The organism is Streptomyces sp. JNUCC 63, assembly GCF_054366325.1.
Window position 1 is genome coordinate 4092580 of record NZ_CM135963.1, and the last position, 26414, is coordinate 4118993.

Sequence of the window (26414 nt, forward strand, 5' to 3'; positions counted from 1 at the left end):
CCGTACACGCACGGCGGCGGCCCCGACCTCTCGAAGGCCGGGGCCGCCGCCGTAGCCGTGCCCGCCGCGCGGGGGCGGTCGGTCAGAGCCAGTCGGCCCAGATGCCGTACGCCCGTTCCCTCACGACCTGTTCGTTGCCCTCGGGGTCGCTGTAGACCGCTCGGTAGTAGTACAGGTTGAACAGGTCCTCGTGCACTTCGGTGTCCGTGTGGTCGACAGTGACGCCGTCCTCGATCCTGCCGGTGGTGAGCGTGGTCCAGGTGGCGGAGGCGGCGTCCCAGCGCTCCCAGCGGTAGTCGGTCCAGCCGCCGCACGGCATGTCGTTGAGGGCGGTGCCGCAGCGGACGTACAGGCCCGGGTACTGGGCCACGTCGACGGTGGTGCCGCTCCAGCCCGGGGGCCGGGTGTCGGGCAGGGCGACCGTGATGTCGGCCGGGTTCCAGAAGTCGGGGCCGTTGTCCCAGTCGATCATGTCGTAGGCGGCCACCTTGTAGACGTGTTCCCGGCCGTCGTGCAGCGTGGGGCAGAGGACCTCGGTGCGGGCCATGGACGTGCCCCTCGAGCAGTTGCTCCGCCAGACCGTCTCGCCGGTGTCCGGGTCGGGCACGCCCTGCCACACGTCGTAGCCGAGGACGTCGTCGTCGGCCGGCGGGCTCCAGGAGAGGCGCACGCCCATCGGGACGGTCTCGGCCCGCAGACCGACGACCGGGGCGGGGCGCACCGTGTCCTGAGTGGTGGCGGTGACGGGTGCGCTGGGCGCGGAGGTGTGCCCGTAACGGTCGACGGCGACGATCCGGTACTGGTAGGTGGTCTCGGAGGCGCCCGAGGCCTCCAGGCAGGAGGCGTGGACGGCTCCGCCCCAGGCCGCGTAGTCGGGGTCGCGGGAGTCGGGCGTTGTGTACGTCCAGGTGGTCGGCGGCTGGAGGGGGCCGTCGGTGTCGGAGGGCGAGCACTGCTCGATGGTCGTGCTCTCGCCGGTCGCGGGGTTCGTACGGATGATCCGGTAGGCCGGGTGGTGGTCGTTGCCGGCGGACCAGGGGTCGGAGCTGCGCCAGGTCAGCTCCACCCCCTTCTGGTGGGCCTGCGCCCTGAGCATGTACGGCGCGGTCGGCTCGGGCCGGTCGGCCATCCGCAGGGTGATCTCGGCGGGGGCGGAGGCGTTGCCGAGGGCGTCCAGTGAGCGCACCGCGTACCGGTACTCCTCCGCCGGGGCGGTCTGCCGGCGCGGCACCACGTCGGTGCGCGTGGTGGCCGCGGTGTCGCCGAATGCCTCCAGCCAGGTGCCGGTGGCCGGGTCGAGCTGGAAGACCTCGTACCGGGCGGCGTCGGCGTCCGCCTTCCACACCAGGTGCGGGACGCCGGAGCGGTACTCGACACGCGCGCCGACCGGGACCGCCGGCGGTACGGTGTCGAAGAGTTTGAAGGTCGTGGCGGCGGAGTACGCCGACCAGTTGCCGGCCGCGTCGCGGGCCCGCCCACGGTAGGTCGCCGTCGAGCCGTCGGCGGGCTGCCCGCGGTCGCAGAAGGGGCCCCTGGTGCCGGTGTAGACGGTCGTCCAGGCGCCGGTCGCGGGGTTCCGGCGCTGCGCCTCGTACCGCACGATGTCGGCGGCGTTGGCGAGGGTCGTGACGAGTTCGGGGCCGGCGACCCTGTCGTCGTCGGCGCAGATGTCCAGTTCGAGGAACGGGGCGGCGGGCGGTGTCCTGTCGACGGTGGTGACGGGCCGGTCGGCGCTGCCCGCGGACTCGTTGCCGGCCTTGTCGCGGGCGCGGACCTCGTAGTAGAAGACCTGGCCCGTGGGCGGCGGGGTGTCCGTGGCGGAGGTGGCCGTGGTGGTGGCCAGGCGCGTCCAGCTGCTGCTGCCCTTCGGGCGCCGGTACAGGCGGTACCCGGAGAGGTCCATCTCCTTGTTCTTGGCCCAGGTCACCCTGGCCTTGCGGGTGTTCTTGTCGTACGACACGGAGACGCCCGTCGGTGCGAGCGGCCTGACCTTGTCGACGCTCGCCGAAGTCCGCGGCGCGTAACCGAACTTGACGTTGGCCCGCCCCGTCCAGTTGACGTAGTCGACGCGCAGCGTGTGGGTGCCGGACGGGATCGTGACGTTGACGGTCCTGCTGACCGTCGAGGACACGTTCTTCCACAGGTCGACCTTGCGCTTGCCGTCCAGGTAGACCCGCACGCCGTCCTGCGCGGCGACGCTGAACGCGAACGGCCCGCCCGATCCGAAGTTCCGTGACACGGTCCAGCGCACACCGAAGTTGTCCCTGGGGAGGCCGGCGGCCGGGGCGCCGGTGCCCCAGTTCTCGTTGATCGCGCTGTCGCAGCCGGTCTTCTTCGGCGCGCCGGAGAACGTCGTGTTCGCGTAGAACTGCCGCTTGTAGACGGGCGAGGCGCAGGTGGTGGCCGCGGAGGCCGGGGCGGTGGCCGAGAGCAGACCGCAGGCAGCGGTGAGGACGAGGGCCGTGGCCGTCGTGCGTCTGGCTGGGTTCATTCGATCCTCTGAACGGAATGGGAATGGCGGAGCGAGGCTCCCGTGATCATGACTCGCGAGGCGGGGAGTTGGTTGTACGGATCTTCGCCCGGCGGTGAACTGCAGCCCGGTGAAGAGTCCGTAAAGAGCGTTTGGAGGAGATTCCGCAAGGCTGCGCAAGGTCTTCACGGCGGCAGCGGAGCGTGGTGTTGTCATCTCGTTAAGTGGTTCCGCTTGACTCCGATGGTCGCCTCCGCGTTGGCTTTTCAGTCACCTGGGTCGCAATGCTGCGCCCTCGTCCGGAAGGCACCAGAAGTGAGCACCTCGATGCGTCGTATCGTCATAGCCGTGGCCGCGCCCGCGCTGACCTTCTCGCTGGCCTCCTGCGGGGCGCTCGGCGGATCAGGAGCCGGCGCCGACGCGAGTCCGACCAAGGGCAACGACGTGACGGTGGGTCTGCTGCTGCCGGAGACCGCCAACACGCGGTACGACAAGTTCGACCACCCCATCATCAAGAACAAGGTCGCCGCGCTGACCCGGGGCCAGGGCAGGGTCGAGTACGCCAACGCGGAGGCGGACGCCGGCAAGCAGGCCGGCCAGATGCAGAAGATGATCGACGACAAGGTCGACATCATCCTGCTCGACGCCGTCGACTCGCACGAGATCGCCGGCATGGTGAAGAAGGCCAAGGACGCCGGCATCCCGGTCATCGCCTACGACCGGCTCGCCGAGGGACCGATCGACGCGTACATCTCCTTCGACAACGAACTGGTCGGCGAGGTGCAGGGCCGTTCCCTGCTGGAGGCGATGGGCTCCGGGACCGACAGCTCCACCAAGATCGTCATGATGAACGGCTCGCCCACCGACCCGAACGCCAAGCAGTTCAAGGAGGGCGCGATCGCCCAGCTCACCGGGAAGGTGACGATCGCCAAGTCCTACGACACCAAGGACTGGAAGCCGGAGAACGCCCTGGCGAACATGAACCAGGCGATCAGCGCGATCGGCAAGAGCAACATCCGCGGCGTCTACGCCGCCAACGACGGCATGGCGGGCGCCGTCATCAAGTCCCTCAAGGCGGCGGGCGTCACCGACGTGCCGGTCACCGGCCAGGACGCCGAACTCGACGCCGTGCAGCGGATCGTCTCCGGCGAGCAGTACATGAGCGTCTACAAGTCCTACCCGGTCGAGGCCGAGACCGCCGCCGAGATGGCCGTGGCCAAGGTCCAGGGCAAGGACATCCAGTTCGACGCCCTCACCCGGGACAAGGTCAGCAGCCCCACTCACCAGGGCATCCCCGCGCAGCTGGTCTCCGTGGTCGCCCTGACCAAGGACAACATCGAGGAAACGGTCATCGCCGACGGCATCTACAAGAAGGCCGACATCTGCACCGGCACGTACCAGGAGGCCTGCGCGGCGATCGGCCTCAAGAAGTAACCGCCGTTCCGACGTGCCCCGTCGGGGTCGTTCCACCGCCGTCACCCTGCCGCAACGCGCCGGACGGAGCCCGGGGCACACCGGGTGATACCGGTGGTTTCCGGTGGCCGCGCCGGTGGAAGCCGTGTTGCACAGCCGGTCCGGTCCGCGCATAGTTGCGCTGCGGAAGAGGCGGAAACCGGGGGTGTGATGGGCCATGGCCGGGCACGGAACCGAGGAGCATCCACACGGTGCCGACCGGCTGTGCGAGGCCGGGGACCGCGTGTATTCCCGGGCCGTACGACGGGGCCGGGTGCCGCGCCGGGACGCCGGGCCGGTGCCCTGCCTGCTGGAACTGGCCCTGCTGCACCCGGACCCCGACGACATGGACTTCCTGGTGCCGACCGCGCCGCAGGAGGTCATGACCCGGCTGCTGCGCGGGATGTACGACGAGGTCAGCGAGAGCCATCGGCGGGTGGGCTCGGTGGTGGCCGCCTTCGAGCGGTACGCCGGGCTCGGCCGCCAGGTGCGGGAGCCCTCCGGGGGCGCCGAGGGCACGGCGATCCGGGTCCTTGACGGACTGTCCCGCATCCAGGCGGCCATGGACGAGGCGACCCAGGCGTGCACCACCGAGGTGCTGACCGTCCAGCCCGGCGGCATCCGCCGCGAGCACGAGCTGTCGGAGGGGCTGCACCGGGCCCTGGCGCTGCGCGGCCGCGGGGTGCGCATGCGGGACCTCTACACCCACGTGGCCCGGCACGGCCAGGGCCTGCTCAACTACCTGGAGCTGATGGGCGGCACGGTCGAGGCCCGCACGCTCGACGAGGTCATCGACCGGCTGATCCTCTTCGACCGCACGGTCGCCTTCGTGCCCGCCAACGCCGACCGCACGATGGCGCTGGAGCTGCGCCATCCCGCGCTGGTGGAGTACCTGGTGACGGTCTTCGAACGGCTCTGGCGGCTGGCGATCCCGCTGACCGCGCCGCTGCCCGACACGGGCATCGAGGGCATCTCCCACCGTGAGCAGTCCATCGCCGCGCTGCTGGCCGAAGGCCACCAGGACGCGGTGATCGCCGAACGGCTGGGCATCAGCGTCCGCACCTGCCGCGCGCACATCGCCCGCCTGTCGGAGACCCTGGGCGCGGCCAGCCGTACGCAGCTGGGCGTCCGCATCGCCCAGGCCGGCCTGGACGGCCCGCCCCGCACCTCGGAACCGGCTTCGCTCAGCGCTCCCGGTCAAGAATCCCCGACCGCCCGATGAGGTAACCGAGCTGCGCCCTGCTCGCACTGCCGAGGGTGGCGGCGAGCTTGGCGATGTGCTCACGGGCGGTCCGCACGTTCATGCCGAGGCGGTCGGCGATCACGGCGTCGGTGTGCCCTTCGACGAGGAGGGCGGCTATGGCCCGCTGCCGGGACGTGACGCCGTCCGTGGGGGGCTGGTGGACGGTGAGGGGGTACATGGGGGTGGCGAGGCGCCAGAAGCGGTCGAAGACGGTGCCCAGGTACTCGACGAGTGCGGGGATCCGGATCTCCAGGGCCAGCGTGCGGTCCGCGTCGGCCGGGATGAAGGCGACCGCGCGGTCGACGAGGATCAGCCGCTCGGTGACCTCGTCCAGCGTACGGGCCTCGACGTCGCCCTCCAGACGTTCGTAACGAGCGAGGACCGTGGGGGCGTGGCGCAAGGTGTGCTGGTAGAGGGCGCGGATGCGGCCGCCCCGGTCGAGCAGCGCCTGGTCGCGCTCGATGGCGTCCGTGTGGACGCCGGGGTCCGGGCCGATGTGGCTGGTGCGGGGTTGCACCGTGAGCACTTCGGTGGCATCCGCCATGACTTCCGCGATGGTCCGGCCGATGTGCTCCTTGTCGCTGAGAACCGTGACGCCTGGTGTGCTCGCCGCGGCGCCGGGGGGCCGACTCGCCTGCAGGAACGGTTCGAACCTCTCGGCCAGCCGCTCCTCGCGCCGTCGCTCCTCGGCGATGCGTTCCCCGGTGGTGCGCAGCAACCGGTGCAGGGCGGTGGCCGGGGCCACCGGTTCCAGCCGGCCCAGGTCGTCGACGGCCGGGTGCAGCAGGCCGAAGTCGAGCAGGCAGGGGGCGCTTCGGGCCTCCTGGGCCCCTATCCGCCCCTCGCGCAGGGCTCGTTCGTACAGCGCCGTTCCCGCGGAGCAGAGGTCCTCAGGACCGTGCTCCGGATGCGGTGCCGGGCTCACCGGGTTCCTTCCGTCGGCTTCAGGACTCCTGCTTCAGGATGCCGGACTGCGCGATGAGGTAGCCGAGTTGGGCCCGGCTTCCGCTGCCCAGCGCGGAGGCCAGTTTGGCGATGTGGGCCCGGCAGGTGCGGACGTTCATGCCGAGCCGGCGCGCGATGGCCTCGTCGACGTGGCCCTCGACGAGGAGTTTGGCGATGGAGTGCTGGATCTCCGTGATGCCGTCGGAGGCGGTCTCATAGGGGGCTTTGGTGCTCAACGGCACCGCGCGGGTCCACATGAACTCGAAGACCTTGATCAGGTAGCGGACGAGACCCGGATGGCGCAGCTCCAGGGCGACTTGGCGATCATCACGCGTGGGGATGAACGCGACGGTCTCGTCGCAGATGACGAGACGCTCCACCAACTCGTCGATGGTGCGGTACTCCACCTTGCCTTCGGAGAACTGGGCCACGTAGCCGAGCGTCTCGGGGCTGTAGCGGGCGGTGTGCTGGTACAGCGTCCGGATGCGCACGCCGCGCTCGATCAGCGGCCGGTCCCGTTCCAGCCCCTGCACGACGATGTGTTCGAGGCGGCGGCTGCTCGGCTGCACGGTGAGCATCTCCGACTGGCACTCGGCCGTGGCCAGGTCCAGCGCCGCGTTGATCCGGTCCAGGCCTTCCAGCACCGAGATGGAGTGCGTCCCCGTCGTGACCTGGGCGCTGAGCGCCATGAACGGCTCGAGTGTCTCCGCCAGCCGCACGGACAGCCGTCTGCGCTCGGCGATCTCCCGCTCGATGGGGTTGAGCCGGTGGGCCAGGGCGACCGAAGGCGGTACAGGGCGCAGCCAGTTCGGATCGTCCGGATCGGGATGGAGAAGGGCGAACTCCATCAGGCAAGGCGCGGGGTCCGCGTCCGCACGGGCGATGCGTCCCGTGCGGAGCGCCTTCGCGTACAGACGGCTGCCCGCCTCGCACAGCTCGCTCATCGCGTGGGGATGCGGCGCCTTCGTCCGATTAGTCAAGAAATCTCCACCCCCCAGGGTCCTGAACATGCAGGAACATGATGCACCGTTTGGGTGGCCATGACGTGCCTGAATGAGCCATCGTCTTGTTCGACGGGGGAAGAGGGGACCTTCACGTGAGGACGAAGCCGACTATGAGCAAGAGAATGCTTCGCTCGGTGCTTGTCGCCGCCTTCTCCGCCGTCATGGCCATCACCGCACTGGTTGGCCTGTCCGGCGCGAAGGACGATGTCCGGGCGGACAGCACATGGGGAGTGGTTGCACCTGGCGGTGCCAAGGATTCCGTCGGTGCGGCACCGGCGTCTCCCGCGGGTGCAGACGACAGCACATGGGGCTGAACTGATGACAACTCCTCCGGACGACCGCTCCTTCCGTCGTGAAATGGCCACCGCCTACCGTTCCGGCTGGCACTTCATCGACCTGGTCACCGCCATCCCCCACAGCGGTGACTCGCTGATGGTGACCGTCTTCGGTGAGCCGGTCGTCGTCACGCGGGACGACGACGGAGACGTACGGGCGTACCGGTGTCTGCGGCGGCCACGGGGGGCGCCGCAGCCCGTACGGTGTGCCGTCCGCTATGGAATGATCTTCGTGAACCTGGACCAGCGGGACCACCGGCAGGTGGCGCCGGAGCCCGCAGACCTCAGGACCATCTCCGCCACCCCCCGCAGTGCCTGACGCGATTCCCCCGTCGTAACAGATCGCTCAGGTGCTTCCCCCCGCAGCGGCGTCACCGTGACCTGAACACGGTGACGCCGCTGCAGTTTTCCCGGAAATCTCCGGGTATCGGCGCATTCGATCACTGGCCGGAAACGGCCGTCCGCGCTCAGCCGCGCCCCAGCGCCCGGGTCAGCTCGATCTCGATCACCACGCGGGACGGGTTCGGTGCCGGTGTCCGCTCGTAGCGCTCGGCGTAGCGCCGCTCCGCCTCCGCGATCCGGTCCGGCTCCGCCCGGACGAACGCGCGTCCCTCCAGCGTCGCCCACCGCCGCCCGTCCACCTGGCACACCGCCACCGGGGCGCCCTGCGGGCCGGCCGCCAGCACATGGGCCACCTTCGCGCTCGACTTGTTCGTGATCACCCGGGCCAGCCGCGCCCGCGGGTCGTATGTCACTCCGACGGGAACGACGTGCGGGGTGCCGTCGAGGCGGAGGGTGGTCAGCGTGCACAGGTGCCGCTCCCGCCAGAAGCCGAGATACGGCGTGTCGGGGGCGCCCGGGTCCAGGGAATACGTGGTGGTGGCCATGAACCCGAAACCTAGCCCGCCCCGCCCGCCCGGGCCCTCGCGACCCGGGCCGCGGCGGAGCTCCCGAAGAAACCTTGAGTGGAATAGACTCAAGTTTGTGTAGGTTGACTGAGTCAGCACTGGGAGACGTGGCTGAGCGCTGACGCCAAGGGGCCAAGGAGGAGAGAAGCGACCGTGGACGCCGAGCTGACCAACAGGAGCCGGGACGCCATCAACGCGGCCGGCAACCGGGCCGTGCGGGAGGGGCACCCCGACCTCACCCCCGCCCACCTGCTCCTCGCGCTGCTCGAGGGGCGAGGCCGTCAAGAAAACGAGAACATCATCGACCTGCTGGCGGCCGTCGACGCCGACCAGGCAGCCGTCCGCTCCGGCGCCGAGCGCGTGCTCGCGTCCCTGCCCAGCGTGGCCGGGTCCACCGTCGCACCCCCGCAGCCGAACCGCGAGCTGCTGGCCGTGATCGCGGACGCGCAGAGCCGGGCGCAGGACCTCGGGGACGATTACCTGTCCACCGAGCACCTGCTCATCGGTATCGCCGCGAAGGGCGGCGCGGCCGGCGAGGTGCTGACCGGGCAGGGGGCCGGTGCGCAGAAGCTGCAGGACGCTTTTCAGAAGGTGAGGGGAGGGCGCCGGGTGACCACACCCGACCCGGAGGGCCAGTACAAGGCCCTGGAGAAGTTCGGCACGGACCTGACCGCGTCGGCGCGCGAGGGCAGGCTGGACCCGGTCATCGGCCGGGACCACGAGATCCGCCGTGTCGTGCAGGTGCTGTCGCGCCGTACGAAGAACAACCCGGTCCTCATCGGTGAGCCCGGCGTCGGCAAGACCGCCGTCGTCGAGGGGCTCGCCCAGCGGATCGTCAAGGGCGACGTGCCCGAGTCCCTGAAGGACAAGCGGCTGGTCGCCCTGGACCTCGGGGCGATGGTGGCGGGCGCGAAGTACCGCGGCGAGTTCGAGGAGCGGCTGAAGACCGTCCTCGCCGAGATCAAGGACTCCGACGGGCAGATCATCACCTTCATCGACGAGCTGCACACCGTCGTCGGCACGGGCGCCGGGGGCGACTCCGCGATGGACGCCGGCAACATGCTCAAGCCGATGCTGGCCCGCGGCGAGCTGCGCATGGTCGGTGCCACGACGCTGGACGAGTACCGGGAGCGGATCGAGAAGGACCCGGCCCTCGAGCGGCGCTTCCAGCAGGTGCTGGTCGCCGAGCCGACCGTCGAGGACTCCATCGCGATCCTGCGCGGGCTCAAGGGCCGCTACGAGGCCCACCACAAGGTGCAGATCGCGGACAGCGCGCTGGTGGCCGCCGCGACCCTGTCCGACCGGTACATCACCTCCCGCTTCCTGCCCGACAAGGCGATCGACCTCGTCGACGAGGCCGCCTCCCGGCTGCGTATGGAGATCGACTCCTCGCCCGTCGAGATCGACGAACTCCAGCGTGCCGTCGACCGGTTGCGGATGGAGGAGCTGGCGCTCGACAAGGAGACCGACGCGGCCTCGCGCGAGCGGCTGGAGAAGCTGCGCCGCGACCTCGCCGACAAGGAGGAGGAGCTGCGCGGCCTGACCGCCCGCTGGGAGAAGGAGAAGCAGTCCCTCAACCGGGTCGGTGAGCTGAAGGAACGGCTGGACGACCTGCGCGGCCAGGCCGAACGCGCCCAGCGCGACGGCGACTTCGACAGCGCCTCCAAGCTGCTGTACGGAGAGATCCCCAGCCTGGAGAAGGAGCTGGAGGCCGCCTCGCAGGCCGAGGAGGAGGCCGCCGGGGACACCATGGTCAAGGAGGAGGTCGGCCCGGACGACATCGCCGACGTGGTCGCCTCCTGGACCGGCATCCCGGCCGGCCGCCTCCTCGAGGGCGAGACGCAGAAGCTGCTGCGCATGGAGGACGAGATCGGCAAGCGGCTGATCGGCCAGACGGAGGCCGTACGGGCCGTCTCCGACGCCGTACGCCGCAGCCGCGCGGGCATCTCGGACCCCGACCGGCCGACGGGCTCGTTCCTCTTCCTCGGCCCGACCGGCGTCGGCAAGACCGAACTCGCCAAGGCACTCGCCGACTTCCTCTTCGACGACGAGCGGGCCATGGTCCGCATCGACATGTCGGAGTACGGCGAGAAGCACAGCGTGGCCCGGCTGGTCGGCGCCCCGCCCGGCTACGTCGGTTATGAGGAGGGCGGCCAGCTCACGGAGGCGGTCCGCCGCCGCCCGTACAGCGTGGTCCTCCTCGACGAGGTGGAGAAGGCCCACCCGGAGGTCTTCGACATCCTCCTGCAGGTGCTGGACGACGGCCGCCTGACGGACGGCCAGGGCCGTACGGTCGACTTCCGCAACACCATCCTGGTGCTGACCTCCAACCTGGGCAGCCAGTACCTGGTCGACCCGCTGACCAGCGAGGAGGAGAAGAAGGAACAGGTGCTGGAGACGGTCCGCGCCTCCTTCAAGCCGGAGTTCCTCAACCGCCTGGACGACCTGGTGGTCTTCTCCGCCCTGACCAAGGACGAGCTGGGCCGGATCGCGAAGCTCGCCATCGACCGCCTCGCCAGGCGCCTGGCGGAACGTCGCCTCACCCTGGACGTCACCCCCGACGCCCTGGCCTGGCTCGCCGACGAGGGCATGGACCCGGCCTACGGCGCCCGCCCGCTGCGCCGCCTGGTCCAGACCGCCATCGGCGACCGCCTCGCCAAGGAGATCCTGGCCGGCGAGATCAAGGACGGCGACACGGTCCGCGTCGACCGCTTCGGCGAGGGCCTGCTGGTGGGCCCGGCCACCGGGAAGACCCTGTAACGGCGCCTACGATCCCCCTCGGCCCCCTTCCCCGGTGAGCGTGGGAGGGGGCCGAGGGGTGCGGGTACTCGGGAGCACGGCTGCCCGGGTGACCGGATCCTGTCAGCCGAGGGCTGACAGGGGCTGCCGGGGCTTGCCACCACCCTCCCCGGATGGGGGAGGATGGCGGGATCCGTACGAAGGGAAAAACACGGTGAGCATCGACCCGTCCTCGATTCCGAACTTCGGGGGCCAGCCCGAGCCGCAGCCCCAAGGACCGGCGGGCCCCGTCGTCCCGGATCAGGACCTCGTGAAGCAGCTCCTGGACCAGATGGAGCTCAAGTACGTCGTCGACGACGAGGGCGACCTCGCGGCGCCGTGGGAGCAGTTCCGTACGTACTTCATGTTCCGCGGCGAGGACGAGCAGCAGGTCTTCTCGGTGCGGACGTTCTACGACCGGCCCCACAAGATCGACGAGAAGCCCCAGCTGCTCGAGTCCATCGACGACTGGAACCGTAGGACCCTTTGGCCCAAGGTTTACACCCACACCCACGACGACGGCACCGTCCGCCTGATCGGCGAGGCCCAGATGCTGATCGGCATGGGCGTGAGCCTCGAGCACTTCGTCTCCTCGACGGTCAGCTGGGTACGGGCCGCCATCGAGTTCGACCGCTGGCTCGCCGAGCAGCTCGGCCTCGAACAGGAGATCGACAACGCGGAGAAGCCCGAGGACGACGAGGAGTAGTCCCACGGCAGTTCTACGGCGGTGTCCGCCCGCTCACGAGCGGATACGTCCCGTAGGCCGACGAGAGCCCGGCCGGAGCACAGACCGGGCTCTCGCCGTACGCGACCCGTGACCGGTCAGCCGGCCAGGGTTTTCAGGCGCTTGGCCGCCTCCTGGAGCACCGCCGGCTGTTTGCAGAAGGCGAAGCGGACGAAGGGGGCTCCCTCGGCGCGGTGGTCGTAGAAGACGGCGTTCGGGATGGCGACCACGCCCACGCGTTCCGGCAGGGAGCGGCAGAAGGCGAAGCCGTCCGTTTCCCCCAGGGGGCGGATGTCGGTGGTGATGAAGTACGTGCCCGCCGGCCGGAACACCCCGAAGCCCGCCTCGGCCAGGCCCGCCGCCAGCACCTCACGGCGGGCCCGCATGTCCTCGCGGAAGGCGGTGAAGTACGACTCCGGCAGTGCCAGCGCCTCGGCGACCGCGTACTGGAAGGGGCCCGAGGCCACGTACGTCAGGAACTGCTTGGCCGAGCGCACCGCCGTCACCAGGCCGGGCGCCGCGGTGATCCAGCCGACACCTCGTTCGCACACCTGTTCTTCCTGGTCGGCTGCCGTATCGTCCTGGAAATCAGAGTGTAGTCAGAGTACAGTCTGAGTATGAGCATCGCGCATTCGGTATTCGAATCGGAATCCGTCTCGTTCACCGATCTGTCCCGGAACCCGAAGGCGGTCGCCGCGAGGGCCGCAGCCCTGGGACGCCTGCGTGTCACGCACCGAGACGCGCCCGACATGGTGCTGACCACGGCCATACACGCAGAGCGCACCGAGGAAAACCTGACCACCGCGTCCCGACTGTTCCTTGCCTTGATGAAGCAGGACGGCGGCGCCAGGTCGCTTCTGCTCGCGCTGCCCGAGGTGTTCCCGTGGGTGCGTCACCTGGACGACGAAGAGGTCCGGGAATTCACCGTCGAGCTCCTGGAGGCGCTGTCCGACGCCGCAGAGCTGGGCGCCAGGGAGGCTGTGCATCGAGCGATCGTCTCGTGGCGGGCAACCGCCCGCATCAACGCGGATCCCGACCAGCTCAGGGAAGCGCTCCGTCCGCTCGATGACGTCGACCTCGGCCCGGTCGAGGTGCACGAGTGAGCCCGAAGAAAGGCGATCGGGTCAGCGTCCCTCCGCTGAGCGGCTGGAACGTTATTTATGGAACGACGGAGGCCGCGACAGGCTGGGAGGAGCTGTGCCGGGTGGCGCTGCCGAACGCGCATCGCTGCCTGGAAGCCCTTCGTGCAGACCCGTTGTCGCGGGCCAACTGGAATCGCCAGCACCAGCTCCGCGGCAGGCACGCCACCAGGGAGTGGAAGGGCTCCGAGTTGGAGCAGTGGGAGTACGAGATCACCAGCGGCGGCCGGGTCCGCTACCTGGTCAGCCCGGAAACCTCGACTGTGATCCTCGTTTACGCATCTCCGCGACACCCGAAGGACACCGAATAGCCTCCAGTGCTTCGCGCTTGTCGGAAGGCGGAGTGATGCCGGGCGGCCCTGCCCGACGCCCACCGACGACGCGCTCTGTGCTGCAAAGCCCCACCGTGCTCAACCCCGGTCCGTATCCGGCAGCATCGCGTCCGCGATGCCGAGCGGAACCGACTCCAGCCCGGTGGTCTCGGCGAGAGCTGAACGGAGCGCCGATCGGAAATGGTCGACGCCAAGTGCCCTCGCGGCGATCAAGGCCAGAGCTGTGATGTCCACGTCGCACACGTCCACGGGCGCGGCACCGTTGAACCATAGCCGCTTGTTCGCCATCGCCAGGTCGACCGCCGTGCTGTACCGCTGCGCCATCGTGCGGAGATGACCGATGACGGAGTCCGTCGCGCCCGGCCCGGAGCGGAGCAAGCGGGAGGCGATGTCCCAGTACACGCGGATGGGAGTACCCAGCGCGCCGACGGTGGCCACACCACGTCGATGAGGCGACCGGGAGAGCAGTAGTTGCAGGTGCCGTTCGATGCGAACATACCGTGCGGCGTATTCGTCCAGTTCAACGTCTGTTTTGCCTGGCGCGGCGTGGCCGGCTTCCGAATTTCGGACCATCCCAGCGGCGGCGACAAGCAGATACGCCTGCTGCTGCGGGTGCGACAGGGGCTCCGGCAACGGGCCGTCCCCCCGCACCTCGCCGTCCGGTCTGTGCCGACCGGTCATCATCTCGATCCGCGAGGCCACTTGCGACAGGTTCGGGGGCTCGGCGGCGTAGGCAACCAGGAGGTACGTGCCGAACCCGTGGCCGAGATCGTGCAGGATCCCACCCGCCGCGGACAGCAGTCGCCTGGCCCGCTCAGTGTCGAACAGCATGGCCCACTGGCCGGCGAGCCGCAAAGAGGTGGACGTGTCCACTCTCACTTCCCAGCCGGGAACGTCGGACACCGAGGCGCCGGTGTCGGGACCGTCTCCTTGCGGAGGACCGTACAGACCTCGCGAAACCGTGTTTGCGTAGGACTCGAAGAAGTCGGCCGTGCGACGGGCCTGATCGGGATCGATCTGCAGCAGACGCAAAGCGCGCTCGTTCACTCAGATCAACTCGCGAACGTTGCTGAGTTTGTCAGGAAAGGTGAACCGAGGGTTGGAGTGGGTCCATGCCCGCGAGAAGGTCAGCCGTCGGCGGTTCCAGAGCCACTTCTCACAGCTGTGGATGTGGTTGTCCGGGATTATGATCTTGGCGACGATCTCGCCTTCCGGCTGGTAGGCCGAGTACCGGCGATAGGTGTTCAGATCGCGCACTTCTTCGGCGACTCCCTCGACCTCGACCGCGGGGCGTGGGCCTACGAGAACCCAGCAGCGGAAGAGATACGCGGTCTCGCGTTGGCCGAACTCGGTCGCGAACCACAGGGCGGTCCGCCGGGCGGTGTGTGCGAAGTTCGTCTTCGCGAAGGTGGCGCGCTCGATCGAGCCCGCCGTGAGCGAGATGAACGGGGTCTGTTCGTTGAAGGGCCTTCCGGTGGCGGGGTCAGGATCGGTGAAGTGATTGACGTGCATGTCGATGTTGTCATCGGTCAACTTCTCACGTGTCGCTTCCGGGCTGATGGTATGCACCTTCCGCCACCAGTTGCAGATGATCCCGGTGCGGTCGTCAATGACGTTCTTCGCCTCCGAGTCGCCTCCCAGCGACATACCCTTGAAGCACCACTGAACGATCACTGCTGCTCCGATCCTCGGCGCATTCGCGCCGCGTACTCAGCCGAGAAGGATGCGCATGGCCGTCTGGAACAGAACCTGGGCGCTGTTGGTGGATCCCTGCGCACCTCGGCGCCGTGCCTCCGCCCTGAGCTCCTGCGAGTCCGCGCTCGCGTAGATCAGGAAGGGGACGGTGTTGCCGCGCTCGCGCAGCTTCTCCAGCAGGACGTAGCCTTCCCGCGGACCCTCTCTGCGGCCCATGTCCGAGATGATCAGTGCGAAACTCTGACTCTCTGTTCTCGCGAGAGCCTCGTCCGTCGAAAGTGCCAGCGAGATCTGCAGGCCGACCGCTTCGAAGGCGCGCCGCTCGTTGACGTTGTTCTCGGGACGGTCGTCGACCCACAGCACGTGGGGGCGCGCCGCTGCGACGCCTCGTGCCGGTAGCGCGTCCTGCACGGACCTGACGATTCCCTGGATGTCCGGCGCCGACGTTGTCGGGTCTTCCATCTTGACGGAAGCAAGTGTCAGTGACGCCGTGGCGGACATCAGCTTGACGAAGTTCTCCTCGCTCTTGAAATCACCGGGTCCGAACAGCTTCGTGCTGTGCATGCTCACCAGCCATGCAAAGATCCCCAGCACGAGGACCGGAAAGATCACCAAGAAGTAGATGAGCGGGGTCTTCTCGGTCGTGGAGAGCGAGTCGGCGAACCCTGTGACCAGGGCAGCGAATCCGTAGACCAGGACGATGAACAGCGCGATGATGCCCAGCGGATTGCGGGACAGACCCTGGGCGGCCTTGCTGAAGTCTGCTAAAGGGCTCGTCACTTCTGCTTCCCTGGTGTCAACGGCGGTCTCCCGCCAAATTAGTCAAGGGCTGTTGTCAGAGCGTAGCCGTCTGTAGCAGCGCACTGTTCTGCTTCCTGCCTTCCGGCAACTCAAGAACATCCGCTGGCGCTCCGCGGCTTCGGTCCGGACGTCTTGCCGGCAGCGGTCGTCCCCGGCCTGCGCTCCGTGATCGCGGTCGTCACGTCGTCGGCGGACATCTCGGGTGGTCAGCCGGCCAGGGTCTTCAGGCGCTTGGCCGCCTCCTGGAGCACCGCCGGCTGTTTGCAGAAGGCGAAGCGGACGAAGGGGGCTCCCTCGGCGCGGTGGTCGTAGAAGACGGCGTTCGGGATGGCGACCACGCCCACGCGTTCCGGCAGGGAGCGGCAGAAGGCGAAGCCGTCCGTTTCCCCCAGGGGGCGGATGTCGGTGGTGATGAAGTACGTGCCCGCCGGCCGGAACACCCCGAAGCCCGCCTCGGCCAGGCCCGCCGCCAGCACCTCACGGCGGGCCCGCATGTCCTCGCGGAAGGCGGTGAAGTACGACTCCGGCAGTGCCAGCGCCTCGGCGACCGCGTACTGGAAGGGGCCCGAGGCCACGTACGTCAGGAACTGCTTGGCCGAGCGCACCGCCGTCACCAGGCCGGGCGCCGCGGTGATCCAGCCGACCTTCCAGCCGGTGAACGAGAACGTCTTGCCGGCCGAGCCGATCGTCACCGTGCGCTCGCGCATCCCCGGGAGCGTGGCGAGGGGGATGTGCTCGGCGTCGTCGAAGACCAGGTGCTCGTAGACCTCGTCGGTGACCACCAGCAGGTCCCGCTCGACGGCCAGCTCGGCGATCGCGGTCAGCTCCTCGCGGGTGAGGACCGTACCGGTCGGGTTGTGCGGGGTGTTGATCAGCAGCAGCCGGGTCCGGTCGGTCACCGCCGCGCGCAGCTCGTCGAGGTCCAGGCGGAACGCGGCACCCTCCTCGAGGTGCGGGCGCAGTGTCACCGGTACGCGCGTGCCGCCCGCCATCGCGATGCAGGCCGCGTAGGAGTCGTAGTACGGCTCCAGGGCGATCACCTCGTCGCCCGGTTCGACGAGAGCCAGCAGCGCGGCCGCGATCGCCTCCGTGGCGCCGGCCGTGACCAGCACCTCCGTGTCCGGGTCGTAGGACAGCCCGTAGCGCCGCAGCTGGTGCGCGGCGACGGCGGTGCGCAGCTCGGGGACGCCCGGGCCGGGCGGGTACTGGTTGCCGCGACCGTCGCGCAGCGCGCGCACGGCCGCCTCGCGGATCTCCTCGGGGCCGTCGGTGTCGGGGAAGCCCTGCCCCAGGTTGATCGACCCGGTCGACACGGCCAGGGCGGACATCTCGGCGAAGATCGTCGTCCCGAACTCGGCGAGCCGGCGGTTGAGGAGCGGGCGTGCGCTGGAGGTCATGGCGGTCATCCTGCGCCGAAGCTCTGGACTTCCTCAACTCTGCTTCACCGATCGGCACCTGCGCCGGTACCCGAAGCACCGTCTCTGAGCAGGGGAAGAGCCGTCGTCGACTGTCGTCATCTGTCATCGTCGAGCACCCCCGCACGGCCCGGAGACGGCCCGAGCGGGGGTGTTGCGGTGCGCCCCTCGATGTTCCGCGAGGTGACGGTCATGGTCGCGCCCGTTGGAACGCCGAGGTTCCGCGCCAGACTGAGCGAGTTGAGGGCGCTGTGGTAACTGCCCTGCCTGCGGATGCCGTCATTGGTCGATCCGACACCCTCCAGCGAGACCCTGAGCAGGTCCAGGTGCGGAGCGATCTCGGTCAGGCGGTGCTCGATCCGGTACCCGTTGGTGCAGATCTCCACGCGCTGGCCCAGCTCCTCCTTGGCATGGCGGACGACCCGCGCGAGGTCCCGGTGGACGAACGGCTCCCGCCGAGCAGGGTCACGGCCCCCGTGCCGTACTCGTCCCGCATCAAGGCGAGAAGGCTGACGGCTTCCTTGGCGGTAAAGGACCCTGAGGCGACCCTGACGCGTCCCGGAACTAACCCTGCAAGCCGTGGCGATTGCTCTGCAGCAGAGAAAGGATGCGGTCATGATCTACACGGCACAATCCACCCGGCCTGATAGTGCGCGTCGTGCGCTGGAGCTAAAGAGCGTCAGCCGTTACCGCCATCCCCTCGCCTTCTATGTCCTTGCCACCGCCATCCCGTGGGCGCTGTGGTTCACCGCCGCCTGGCTGTCGCACCAGCCCGATCCCAGCCAGGGCACTACCGCCGTTATGACCGGCCTCGGCCTGGCCGGTCTCGCCGCCCCGATCGTCGTGGCGATCTGGTTCATCCGCAGGGACGGGCTCACCCGCGACGTCCTCGCTCGCCTGGTCGCGCCGCGCGGCACTCGCGCCTGGGTCTGGCTGGCGGCCGTCGGCCTGCTCCCCGGCGCCCTGCTCGTCGCTACCGCGATCACCATCCCGTTCGGCTACGACGTCTCGCAGTTCGAGCTTCGCAACGGCTTCACGTTCGCGGCGGGCCTGCTGCCGGCGTGGATCACGCTCGTTCTGGCCCCCGTCCTGGAGGAGGTCGCCTGGAAAACCTACGGCACGGATGCGCTCGCGTCCCGGATGAACGTCCTGTGGACGTCGTTGCTGTTCGGTGTCGTCTGGGTGCTGTGGCACGTGCCGCTCGGCTTCATCAAGGGCAACTACCAGGCGGAGGTCGTCGAGGAGGGCCTGATCCACAGCCTCAACTACGGTGTTTCGCTGATACCGTTCGTCATCCTGATGAACTGGCTCTACTACCGCGCCGGCCGCAGCGTCCTCGTCGCGATCGTCTTCCACCTCGCCGCCAACTTCGGCAACGAGATGTTCCTCACGCACCCGGACACCAAGGTGATCCAGACCGTCCTGCTTCTGGTGCTGTCCGTCATCGTGGTGTGGCGCGATCGGGAGTTGTTCCTGACGCCTCCCGGACGCCGCGCGTGACCCTGCCTGGTGCGAGACATCCCGGCGGTGGACTTGGAAACAGGCAGGGCAGCAACGTCCTCGCGTGTTCGAATCCCACACCCTCCGCCTCCGAACAAAATTCTCATCCACAAGTCTTGACTACTGCTCCCTGTTCAGGCGTCTTGACACACTCACCCCACGCCTAACTACACGGCATTGGCCTTTAGCGGCTGCGTATACGGCGTGCCAGGATCTCCCTCCGAAACGGGAGGGGCGATCATGAGTTCATACGCTGCTGCGCTGGCTGGCTCGATGGCGCTACTCGTCGCCTGCGGGGGAGTCGCGACCTCGGGCCTCCGGGTTGTCGAGGGCGGCGCGCGCCGCGCGCTCGACGAGAATTGGAACATAGTTACGCACGCGTGCATTGCGGAAGCGGTGGTGTGCGGCGGTCACTTCCGCTCTGATCCGCTCCTTTGAGTGCCGGTCCGCATAGGCGGCCTCCAGCCGAGCAATTACCTGCTGGATGGCGGCATGTTCCCCTGACCGGTCATTCGGCGCCCGCCGTCCTGAGTGCGCACCGCTCGCCATATCGTGGCGCCCGCCTTCAGGGGCTACTCCTGCGCAGTGGATTCCTTCCCGGTGGGCGCGGGCTCCGCCTGGTTGCTCCTGCGGGGCTGGACCTCCGGCGGCTGAGCCCTGCCGCTGCGCAGCATGGCATATCCGGCATATCCGAGGCCTCCGGCGACGGCGACGGGCCACTCCAGGACGCCCACGGTAGCCAGGGCCGCAAGCCCGAGGTAGAGGGGAGCTCCGCCCTTGGCGGGCAGCACCTGGCGAGCCACGTTGACGGGAGTCATCGCGATGTGGGCCACGCGGCGCGCCTGGTGTTGCATGGATGCGCCCGAGGTCGTCTGCGAGCCGGTTGCGGTGCCGGCGGTAGTCGGCGCCGCCTTGGTGGTGGTCATGAACTCTCCTCACCGCTGCGTTGATGTACATGAAAGAGGCTAAATGCCATCCATCGCCATAGATCGGATATCTAGGCCGCAGGAGTGAGGCCCTTGAGGTCGGTGGAGCCTCGATGGGCGAGTCAAGCTCCATCGAGCGCGATCAGTAGCCGAAGAAATGGGCGGGCGCCCCACTGGCCTGGGGCGTTGCGCGCGATCAACGCTGTGACCTGCGGCTGGGCCGTCAACGGTTGTCAGCGTTGGTCGCCGTTGTGCACCCTCGTACGGCCCCGAGACGGCCCGAGGCTCGACCTGGAGGATGGGCTCTGACGTCACAGCTCAGGATGCCGGTGGAGCGCGGTCGTGCCACGCTGGGAGAGGTCGCGCCGCTCCGAGCGTTCGGTAGACGCATGGCCCTGCCACCCAAGGAGTCCGACATGGCCCGTGACGCCGTCCCACCCAGAACGGCCAATGCGAACCCACGGCCGTGGCATGCAGCCGTGTCGGGTACAACCGTCCTCGCAGCAGCACTGATGATCTTCGGTGGTGCGATGGCGATCTTCGAAGGAATCGCCGCCATCGCCAAGGATGATCTGTTCATTGCGACGCGCCACTACGTGTTCGAGTTCAGTCTGGCGGGCTGGGGCTGGGTGCACTTCGTCCTGGGCATTGCCATTGTCATTGCCGGGTGTGCCGTGCTCAGCGGAGCGCTGTGGGCACGCTTCTTCGGCGTATTCGTGGCAGGGCTTGGTGCGATTGCCAACTTCCTGTGGGTGCCGTACTACCCCCTCTGGGCCCTGACTCTGGTCGCCGTCAACATCTTCATTGTCTGGGCTCTGTGCACGGGTATGCACAGAGAGGCTGACGCCGAACAATAGGCATGATGATGCGGGCCGACCGTGCGGCGGTGCCTGATACGCCTGCGGTCGGTGGAGCGGCTTTGGGCTGGAGCTGCTTTGGGGCGAGTGATCATGGCCCCGTAAGCTTCCGGCGCGTCGGGCAGTCTGTGGACCTGCCCGTTAAGCACGACGTTGGGGTCATGATCTTCGAGGCTCGCCCCAAAGTGGCTGCCTAAAGCCGTGGAGCCGACCGCCCCAGCCACGACGTGTTTTGACCTCATGCACTGTGTGCCTGCCTCTTGGGCGGGAGCGGGCGGCCGGCGGTGCCGAGCGGGGCGGAGACATGAGCGCGGGCGCCGCCGGCCGCCCGCTCCCGCCCGGAGGAGCGAAGCGACGACGGGTGCTTGATGAAGTAGGGAAAGTCTTATCCCACTGGGATGAGCCGCTTGCCGTCGTGGCTCCGTACATGGGGTCCGTTGCCGTCCAAGGCGTCCAGGAGTCGGACCGCGTAGACCTCGGACATGCGCTCGCTGACTTCGTCAGGCGTGAGCCAGTCGACGGCCGTCGACTCGCTCGACGTGCGTTCGGTGCCGCCGGAGGGCTTGCAGCGGAAGACCAGGGCCACGATGCCTCGGGTGGTGTTCTTGTAGACGCCGGTGAGTTCGTCCACCTCGACGTGGATGCCGGTCTCCTCCAGAACCTCGCGGACGACGCCCGCTTCCGGGGTCTCATTGAGTTCGAGTACGCCGCCGGGGAGCTCCCATGTGCCGTTGTCGGCGCGGCGAATCGCCAGGAGGCGGCCGTCTTCTCGCACCACTACTCCGGCTACGGATACGGAGTGCAGCGGCGTGGAGGGTGCTTCCTGTGATTCACTCATGTACAGGAGCATAGGAGGCAGAGAAGGACTATGGGAACCGCAGCAGGAGGTGGGAAGTCCGTACCTCGGTACGTTCAGATCGCCGAGGAGATCGTGGAGCAGATCCGGGCGGGTGTCCTCAAGCCTGGTGACATGGTGCCGAGTGAGTCGGAGTTGGTCGACCGCTACGGCGTGTCGGGCGGCACGATCCGTAAGGCCATGGTGGAGGTGCGGGCAAGCGGGCTCGTCGAAACCCGGCACGGCAAGGGCTCGATCGTGAAGGACCGGCCGCCGGTACGGCACCGCTCCTCCGACCGTTTCCGCCGCTCACATCGTCAGGGCGGTAAGGCTGCCTACCTCGCCGAGTCCGCGCAGTCCGGCGCCACCGCCAAGGTGAGCGTCCTCTACATCGGTCCCATGGACGTGCCCGAGGATGCCGCGCAACGGCTCGGCGTTCCGGCCGGCGCTCAGGTGCTCGCCCGGCGACGCCTCTACTTCCGCAACGGCACTCCCGTCGAGACCGCCACCTCGTATCTCCCGTGGGACGTGGTGAAGGAGATCCCGGAACTGTTCGCCGAGAACCCCGGCGGCGGTGGCATCTATGCCCGACTCGAGGACCACGGTCATGAGTTCGCGGAGTTCGTCGAGACGCTGCAAGCGCGTCCGGCCTCCAAGGCGGAGGCGTCCGAGCTGGCGCTGAGCCCGGGTGCCCCGGTGGTCCACCTGGTGCGTGAGGCCCGTACGACCGAGGGCCGCGTGGTGGAGGTCTGCGACACGCTCATGGCCGCTGACCAGTTCGTTTTCGAGTACCGCATCCCCGCTGTCGACTGACGTACCCTCAACTTCTCGCAGCCCGCCGTGACTTGTCGGCCGCGGCGGGTTGGCTCATGTATAGGAGTGGTGCACTCTTCTTCATGTCACTCATGTACATGAGTGGCGGAGTCCAGCCTCTGTAGAGGAGTGATCTGTTGTGCGTCAGATTCCCGTCGACACCTCCGGCGCGACCGTGATGGTCGCCAAGGCCCCGCAGCCCAAGGTCCGTGACCGCCGTACCGGCGAGATCGCCACCGACGCCGAGACCGGCGCGAAGCTGATGACGGTCGACGTGATGTTCGCGGCGAACGACGAGGTGGAGATCCTGTCCCTGACCGTCCCGGAGCCCGGCATCTCCGGTGACCTGGTCATGGGCACCCCGGTCGCCCTGACCGGCCTGATCGCCCGGCCGTGGGAGAACGAGTTCAACGGCCAGAAGCGGCACGGGATCGCCTTCCGGGCGGTCGCGGTGACCTCGCTGGTCGACACCGCCGCGAAGCCGAAGGCGGCCTGAGCCATGACGTGGCCGACGGTCTTATTGCTGGTGGTCGTCGTCGCTGCGGGTTTCCTGCGGTGGCGGCGTCCCGCCTGGTACTGGCTGACCTTCGGGGTCACCCTCGCCGTCCTGCGGGTGCTGGTCCGCTACGGCTCGGTCATGGACGCCTGCGGCCTGACGGTCCCGCCCTCGCGCTGGCGGCTGGCGCTGGCCCGGATGGCCAACCGCCCGGCGCCGGAGTCCCGTCCGCCGCGCATCCTGCAGCTGCGGCCCACCCGCACCGGCCTGGTCCTGCGGCTCAAGCTCCGCCCGGGACAGGACGCCTTCGACGTCGCCGCCGCCTCGGACCGGCTGCGCCACTCCTTCGGTATGTACGGCGTCACCTCCCGTGAACTGCGCTCGGGGGTGGTCGAGGTGCGGATGACCGGCTACGACGTGCTCCAGCGGGTGCAGATGCCCGCCAAGACCGACGCCCGCCCGATGCGCATCCCGGTGGCCCTGCGGGCGGACGGCTCGGTCCACTACCGCGACTACCGCGCCGTGCCGCACGGTCTGACCCTCGGCGCGACGGAGTCCGGCAAGTCCGTCTACCAGCGCAACCTCGTGGCCGGTCTTGCCCCGCAGCACGTGGCCCTGGTGGGCATCGACTGCAAGCAGGGGGTGGAGCTGTTCCCGCTGGCGCGCCGGTTCTCCGCGCTCGCCGACAACCCGGACACCGCGCTGGAGCTGCTGGAGGCGCTGGTGTCCCACATGGAGGAGGTGTATCAGCTCATCCGGGCCGAGCAGCGGATCAGTGTCGCGGTGCCGGACGCGGAGATCGCCGCCGACATCTGGGACCTGCCCGCAGAGGTGCGGCCGGTGCCGGTGGTGGTCCTGGTCGACGAGGTCGCCGAACTCGCGCTGTTCGCCGGCAAGGAGGAGGAGAAGCGCCGGGACCGGATCATCACCGCCCTGGTCCGCCTGGCCCAGCTCGGCCGTGCGGCCGGCATCTACCTGGAGATCTGCGGGCAGCGCTTCGGCTCCGAACTCGGTAAGGGCATCACCATGCTCCGCGCCCAGCTCACCGGCCGCACCGCCCACCGCGTCAACGACGAGACCTCCGCGAATATGGCCTTCGGCGACATCGCCCCGGACGCCGTGCTGGCCGCCATCCAGATCCCGGCCGAGATGCGCGGGCTGGCCATCGCCGGGGACTCCTCCGGTGGCTGGCACCGCATCCGCGCCCCGCACACCTCGCTGCGCCAGGCCGTCAACCTCTGCAACAAGCACGCCGACCGCACCCCCGACCTGCCCGCCCTGGCCGCCTACCGGCCCGCGGTCGCCTCGCTGCCCCCGGCCCGCGTGCCGCTGTCCAAGACAGCCCCCGCCACCGCCTGACCCACCACCCTCCCACGGTCGGCGCGACCGCCCTTCGCGCCAGGTCCCTACCCCCGCCATGCCTCATCACAGGAAGGAGCCGTGATGGCCCGCCCCGCTCTCCGCGTCGACGCCGTGTTCGTCCAGGCCGTCATCGCCGGGGCGCTGTCCTTCGCCCACCTGCACGACCTGGCCGCCGCCGCCGGACAGGACGGCTGGAAGGCCTGGGCCTACCCCGTCTCGGTGGACCTGCTGCTGGTCGCCGCCTGGCGTCGGCTGCGCACCGACGGCCCGTCCCGGCTGGCCTGGTGCTGGTTCCTCATCGCCCTTATCGCCTCGCTCGGCGCCAACGTGGCCACCGCCGGACTGCTCGACCTGAACGACGTCCCTGCCTGGCTGCGCATCCTGGTCGCCGCCTGGCCCGCGCTGGCCTTCATGGGCGGCACCCTGCTCGCCCACTCACCCGCGGATCGCTCCCCGGCTCCGCCGGCACCTTCCGCCCCGGACCCGGACCCCGCTCCCGAGATGGAGCCCGAACAGGCCGCCGCCGAGCCGGACCCGGCCCCGGTCGCTCCCGCTCCGTCCCGGCCGGTCGTGCAGCTCACCCCCGGCACCGCGCTCGCCCTGGTCGGCGGCGGCACCGCCGTGGTCCTGGTCGTCGGCGCCGTCCTGGTCTCCCTGCTCCTGGCGGTCGCCGTCACCGCCGCCTCGGTCGCCGTGTGCGCCCTGGTCGTCCGCTCGCTCGCCTCCGCCCAGCACCGCCGCTGACCGGCCGCCGGGTGGCGCACAAGCCGCCAAGCACGCCGCCACCCGGGGCCGTTCCCTCCAACCGCAATCGAAAGGAACCACCATCATGGCCCAGCCCACCCCGCCCGCGCCGAGGATCTGCCCGGCCTGCGACGGCTTTGCCACGGTCGCCGTCACCCTCGGCGGCCGCGACCCGCGCGGCCATCTGCACACCATCACCGCCCACTGCCCGGCCTGCCACGGCACCGGCACCGCCCCCGCCCGCCGTGTCCGGGAGGGGGCCCGTGCCTGAGACGCTGCTCGACCCGATCACCATCGGCGACCTGCTGCGGGTGGCCTCGGCCTTCGACTACCACCGCTGGGAGGACCAGGTCCGCCGCACCGGCGGCTGCGCCGATCCGATCCATCTGCGCGGCTGGGTGCTGCACAAGGACAAGACCACCGGCCAGGTGCTGCACCACTACTCCACCGAGCACGAGCCGGGCGGGCGCCTCCGGGTGGCCTGCGGCAACCGCCGGGCCTCCCGCTGTCCGGCCTGCGCCTGGACCTACGCGGGCGACACCTACCACCTCATCCGCGCGGGCCTGGCCGGGGACGACCGCCGCGACATCCCCGCCACCGTCCGGGACCACCCGCGGGTGTTCGCCACCCTCACCGCGCCCTCGTTCGGCCCGGTCCACAACCGGCCCGACCACGGCACCTGCCGCTGCGGCACCCGCCACGCCCCGGACGCCCCGGAACTGGGCACCGCCCTGGACCCGGCTTCGTACGACTATGCGGGCGCGGTGCTGTTCAACAACCACGCCGGACAGCTCTGGCAGCGCTTCACCACCCGGCTGCGCCGCGAAATCGCCACCCGTGCCGGCCTTTCCCGCCGGGAACTTACCGATCATCTTCGCGTCTCATACGGCAAGGTCGCCGAGTTCCAGAAGCGCGGCGCCGTGCACTTCCATGCCGTGATCCGCCTCGACGGACCCGACGGCCCGGACACCCAGCCGCCGTCCTGGGCCACCACCGGCCTGCTCGCCGACGCGATCCGCGCCGCCGCCGCGCACTCCTACACCTCGGTCTCCGTCCCGGCCGCCGAGGACCAACCGGCCCGCACCTTCCGCTGGGGCACCCAGCTCGACGTCCGGCCGGTCAAGGCGTTCGGGGACGGCTCGGAGATCACCGAACAGGCCGTCGCCTCCTACGTCGCCAAGTACGCCACCAAGGCCGCCGAGAACACCGGCACCCTCGACCGCCGCATCGGGGAGCTCGCCGAGCTCGACCGCCACGGTGTCCCCGACCACACCCGCCGCCTGATCGAAGCCTGCAAGATGCTCGACCCGCTGTATCCGGACCGGCGGCTGTGGGCCTGGGCGCACATGCTCGGCTTCCGCGGCCACTTCTCCTCCAAGTCCCGCCGCTACTCCACCACGCTCGGCGCCCTGCGCCAGGCACGCGCCGACTACCGCGCCGCCCAGGAACACGCCGCCCTCGGCCTGGACGACGCCGAGCCGGACACCGTCCTGGTCCTCGCCGACTGTCAGTACGCCGGGCACGGTCACACCCCCGGGGAATCCGTCCTCGCCGCCACCATCGCCCGCGGCCTCCAGCTCAACCGCGAGACCGCCCGCGAAGCCCTACGCGACCAAGCCGCCGACGAAAGGGAGTGCTGA

The 26414-nt window shown here is 69.4% G+C and carries 27 protein-coding genes and 2 pseudogenes; 16 read left to right on the forward strand and 13 right to left on the reverse strand.

What is annotated here, in order from left to right; translation table 11 throughout:
• Positions 1–82: 82 nt before the first annotated feature.
• A complete protein-coding gene (locus tag ACX25U_RS18780; RefSeq protein ID WP_454393565.1) occupies positions 83–2491 on the reverse strand; it encodes a PA14 domain-containing protein in 2409 nt (802 codons plus the stop codon).
• A gap of 306 nt (positions 2492–2797) precedes the next feature.
• On the opposite strand from ACX25U_RS18780, the gene ACX25U_RS18785 reads away from it, so the two are divergent.
• Together ACX25U_RS18785 and ACX25U_RS18790 are read left to right on the forward strand one after the other, a co-directional pair.
• Complete coding sequence (locus tag ACX25U_RS18785; protein WP_454393567.1) at positions 2798–3904, forward strand: sugar ABC transporter substrate-binding protein; 1107 nt, start codon at positions 2798–2800, stop codon at positions 3902–3904.
• A 196-nt stretch (positions 3905–4100) separates the two neighbouring features.
• A complete protein-coding gene (locus tag ACX25U_RS18790; RefSeq protein ID WP_454393569.1) occupies positions 4101–5144 on the forward strand; it encodes a LuxR C-terminal-related transcriptional regulator in 1044 nt (347 codons plus the stop codon).
• Here the strand turns inward: ACX25U_RS18790 and ACX25U_RS18795 are convergent.
• Positions 5107–6090 (reverse strand): helix-turn-helix transcriptional regulator, encoded by a 984-nt coding sequence (locus ACX25U_RS18795; RefSeq protein WP_454393571.1) that lies wholly within the window; start codon positions 6088–6090, stop codon positions 5107–5109. The genes ACX25U_RS18790 and ACX25U_RS18795 overlap by 38 nt on opposite strands.
• A gap of 19 nt (positions 6091–6109) precedes the next feature.
• Complete coding sequence (locus ACX25U_RS18800) at positions 6110–7054, reverse strand: helix-turn-helix transcriptional regulator (RefSeq protein ID WP_454394360.1); 945 nt, start codon at positions 7052–7054, stop codon at positions 6110–6112.
• A 170-nt stretch (positions 7055–7224) separates the two neighbouring features.
• Between ACX25U_RS18800 and ACX25U_RS18805 the strand changes: the two genes are divergently transcribed.
• Together ACX25U_RS18805 and ACX25U_RS18810 are read left to right on the forward strand one after the other, a co-directional pair.
• Complete coding sequence (locus ACX25U_RS18805) at positions 7225–7428, forward strand: hypothetical protein (RefSeq protein WP_454393573.1); 204 nt, start codon at positions 7225–7227, stop codon at positions 7426–7428.
• Between the two features lie 4 nt (positions 7429–7432).
• The gene (locus ACX25U_RS18810) at positions 7433–7768 is read left to right on the forward strand and encodes a hypothetical protein (RefSeq protein WP_454393575.1); all 336 of its coding nucleotides are present in this window, start codon (positions 7433–7435) and stop codon (positions 7766–7768) included.
• 148 nt (positions 7769–7916) lie between these two features.
• On the opposite strand, the gene ACX25U_RS18815 is transcribed toward ACX25U_RS18810, so the two are convergent.
• Positions 7917–8336 (reverse strand): pyridoxamine 5'-phosphate oxidase family protein, encoded by a 420-nt coding sequence (locus ACX25U_RS18815; protein WP_454393577.1) that lies wholly within the window; start codon positions 8334–8336, stop codon positions 7917–7919.
• Positions 8337–8510: 174 nt separating this feature from the next.
• Between ACX25U_RS18815 and clpB the strand changes: the two genes are divergently transcribed.
• On the forward strand, positions 8511–11117 hold the full coding sequence (gene clpB / locus ACX25U_RS18820) for an ATP-dependent chaperone ClpB (RefSeq protein ID WP_454393579.1): 2607 nt from the start codon (positions 8511–8513) through the stop codon (positions 11115–11117).
• A gap of 193 nt (positions 11118–11310) precedes the next feature.
• Positions 11311–11841 carry a YbjN domain-containing protein gene (locus tag ACX25U_RS18825; protein WP_454393581.1) on the forward strand — a complete coding sequence of 177 codons (531 nt, stop codon included), beginning with the start codon at positions 11311–11313 and terminating at the stop codon, positions 11839–11841.
• Positions 11842–11957: 116 nt separating this feature from the next.
• On the opposite strand, the pseudogene ACX25U_RS18830 reads toward ACX25U_RS18825, so the two are convergent.
• Positions 11958–12395 (reverse strand): annotated as a pseudogene (locus ACX25U_RS18830) (aminotransferase class I/II-fold pyridoxal phosphate-dependent enzyme); the annotation flags it as partial.
• 81 nt (positions 12396–12476) lie between these two features.
• On the opposite strand from ACX25U_RS18830, the gene ACX25U_RS18835 reads away from it, so the two are divergent.
• Together ACX25U_RS18835 and ACX25U_RS18840 are read left to right on the forward strand one after the other, a co-directional pair.
• The gene (locus ACX25U_RS18835) at positions 12477–12962 is read left to right on the forward strand and encodes a prevent-host-death family protein (protein ID WP_454393583.1); all 486 of its coding nucleotides are present in this window, start codon (positions 12477–12479) and stop codon (positions 12960–12962) included.
• The gene (locus tag ACX25U_RS18840) at positions 12959–13309 is read left to right on the forward strand and encodes a hypothetical protein (RefSeq protein WP_454393585.1); all 351 of its coding nucleotides are present in this window, start codon (positions 12959–12961) and stop codon (positions 13307–13309) included. The genes ACX25U_RS18835 and ACX25U_RS18840 overlap by 4 nt, the downstream gene beginning before the upstream one ends.
• Positions 13310–13408: 99 nt before the next feature.
• Here ACX25U_RS18840 and ACX25U_RS18845 read toward each other — a convergent pair whose 3' ends face one another.
• From ACX25U_RS18845 to ACX25U_RS18865, 5 genes and pseudogenes are all read right to left on the reverse strand, one after another.
• On the reverse strand, positions 13409–14377 hold the full coding sequence (locus ACX25U_RS18845) for a hypothetical protein (RefSeq protein WP_454393587.1): 969 nt from the start codon (positions 14375–14377) through the stop codon (positions 13409–13411).
• Positions 14378–15004: a hypothetical protein gene (locus ACX25U_RS18850; protein ID WP_454393589.1), complete on the reverse strand. Its 627-nt coding sequence runs from the start codon at positions 15002–15004 to the stop codon at positions 14378–14380.
• Between the two features lie 36 nt (positions 15005–15040).
• A complete protein-coding gene (locus ACX25U_RS18855; RefSeq protein WP_454393591.1) occupies positions 15041–15805 on the reverse strand; it encodes a response regulator in 765 nt (254 codons plus the stop codon).
• 227 nt (positions 15806–16032) lie between these two features.
• Positions 16033–17232 (reverse strand): pyridoxal phosphate-dependent aminotransferase, encoded by a 1200-nt coding sequence (locus ACX25U_RS18860; protein ID WP_454393593.1) that lies wholly within the window; start codon positions 17230–17232, stop codon positions 16033–16035.
• 125 nt (positions 17233–17357) lie between these two features.
• A pseudogene (locus tag ACX25U_RS18865) lies at positions 17358–17776 on the reverse strand (radical SAM protein); the annotation flags it as partial.
• Positions 17777–17856: 80 nt separating this feature from the next.
• Here ACX25U_RS18865 and ACX25U_RS18870 point away from each other — a divergent pair.
• The gene (locus tag ACX25U_RS18870) at positions 17857–18741 is read left to right on the forward strand and encodes a CPBP family intramembrane glutamic endopeptidase (RefSeq protein WP_454393595.1); all 885 of its coding nucleotides are present in this window, start codon (positions 17857–17859) and stop codon (positions 18739–18741) included.
• A 279-nt stretch (positions 18742–19020) separates the two neighbouring features.
• Here ACX25U_RS18870 and ACX25U_RS18875 read toward each other — a convergent pair whose 3' ends face one another.
• Together ACX25U_RS18875 and ACX25U_RS18880 are read right to left on the reverse strand one after the other, a co-directional pair.
• Complete coding sequence (locus ACX25U_RS18875) at positions 19021–19290, reverse strand: three-helix bundle dimerization domain-containing protein (protein ID WP_454393597.1); 270 nt, start codon at positions 19288–19290, stop codon at positions 19021–19023.
• A gap of 23 nt (positions 19291–19313) precedes the next feature.
• Positions 19314–19667 (reverse strand): hypothetical protein, encoded by a 354-nt coding sequence (locus ACX25U_RS18880; protein WP_454393599.1) that lies wholly within the window; start codon positions 19665–19667, stop codon positions 19314–19316.
• Between the two features lie 416 nt (positions 19668–20083).
• Here ACX25U_RS18880 and ACX25U_RS18885 point away from each other — a divergent pair, with 416 nt between their 5' ends.
• Positions 20084–20524, forward strand: a complete 441-nt coding sequence (locus ACX25U_RS18885) for a DUF7144 family membrane protein (RefSeq protein ID WP_454393601.1) — start codon at positions 20084–20086, stop codon at positions 20522–20524.
• A gap of 385 nt (positions 20525–20909) precedes the next feature.
• On the opposite strand, the gene ACX25U_RS18890 is transcribed toward ACX25U_RS18885, so the two are convergent.
• Positions 20910–21374 (reverse strand): NUDIX hydrolase, encoded by a 465-nt coding sequence (locus ACX25U_RS18890; protein WP_454393603.1) that lies wholly within the window; start codon positions 21372–21374, stop codon positions 20910–20912.
• An 18-nt stretch (positions 21375–21392) separates the two neighbouring features.
• On the opposite strand from ACX25U_RS18890, the gene ACX25U_RS18895 reads away from it, so the two are divergent.
• From ACX25U_RS18895 to repSA, 6 genes are all read left to right on the forward strand, one after another.
• Positions 21393–22172, forward strand: a complete 780-nt coding sequence (locus ACX25U_RS18895; RefSeq protein WP_454393605.1) for a GntR family transcriptional regulator — start codon at positions 21393–21395, stop codon at positions 22170–22172.
• Positions 22173–22311: 139 nt separating this feature from the next.
• Complete coding sequence (locus ACX25U_RS18900) at positions 22312–22668, forward strand: SCO3933 family regulatory protein (protein ID WP_454393607.1); 357 nt, start codon at positions 22312–22314, stop codon at positions 22666–22668.
• A gap of 3 nt (positions 22669–22671) precedes the next feature.
• Complete coding sequence (locus ACX25U_RS18905) at positions 22672–24027, forward strand: FtsK/SpoIIIE domain-containing protein (RefSeq protein WP_454393609.1); 1356 nt, start codon at positions 22672–22674, stop codon at positions 24025–24027.
• Between the two features lie 84 nt (positions 24028–24111).
• Positions 24112–24774, forward strand: a complete 663-nt coding sequence (locus ACX25U_RS18910; RefSeq protein ID WP_454393611.1) for a DUF2637 domain-containing protein — start codon at positions 24112–24114, stop codon at positions 24772–24774.
• 85 nt (positions 24775–24859) lie between these two features.
• On the forward strand, positions 24860–25045 hold the full coding sequence (locus tag ACX25U_RS18915; RefSeq protein ID WP_454393613.1) for a hypothetical protein: 186 nt from the start codon (positions 24860–24862) through the stop codon (positions 25043–25045).
• Entirely contained in the window at positions 25038–26414 is a 1377-nt protein-coding gene (gene repSA / locus ACX25U_RS18920) for a replication initiator protein RepSA (RefSeq protein WP_454393615.1), read from the forward strand. Before ACX25U_RS18915 ends, repSA begins: the two co-directional genes overlap by 8 nt.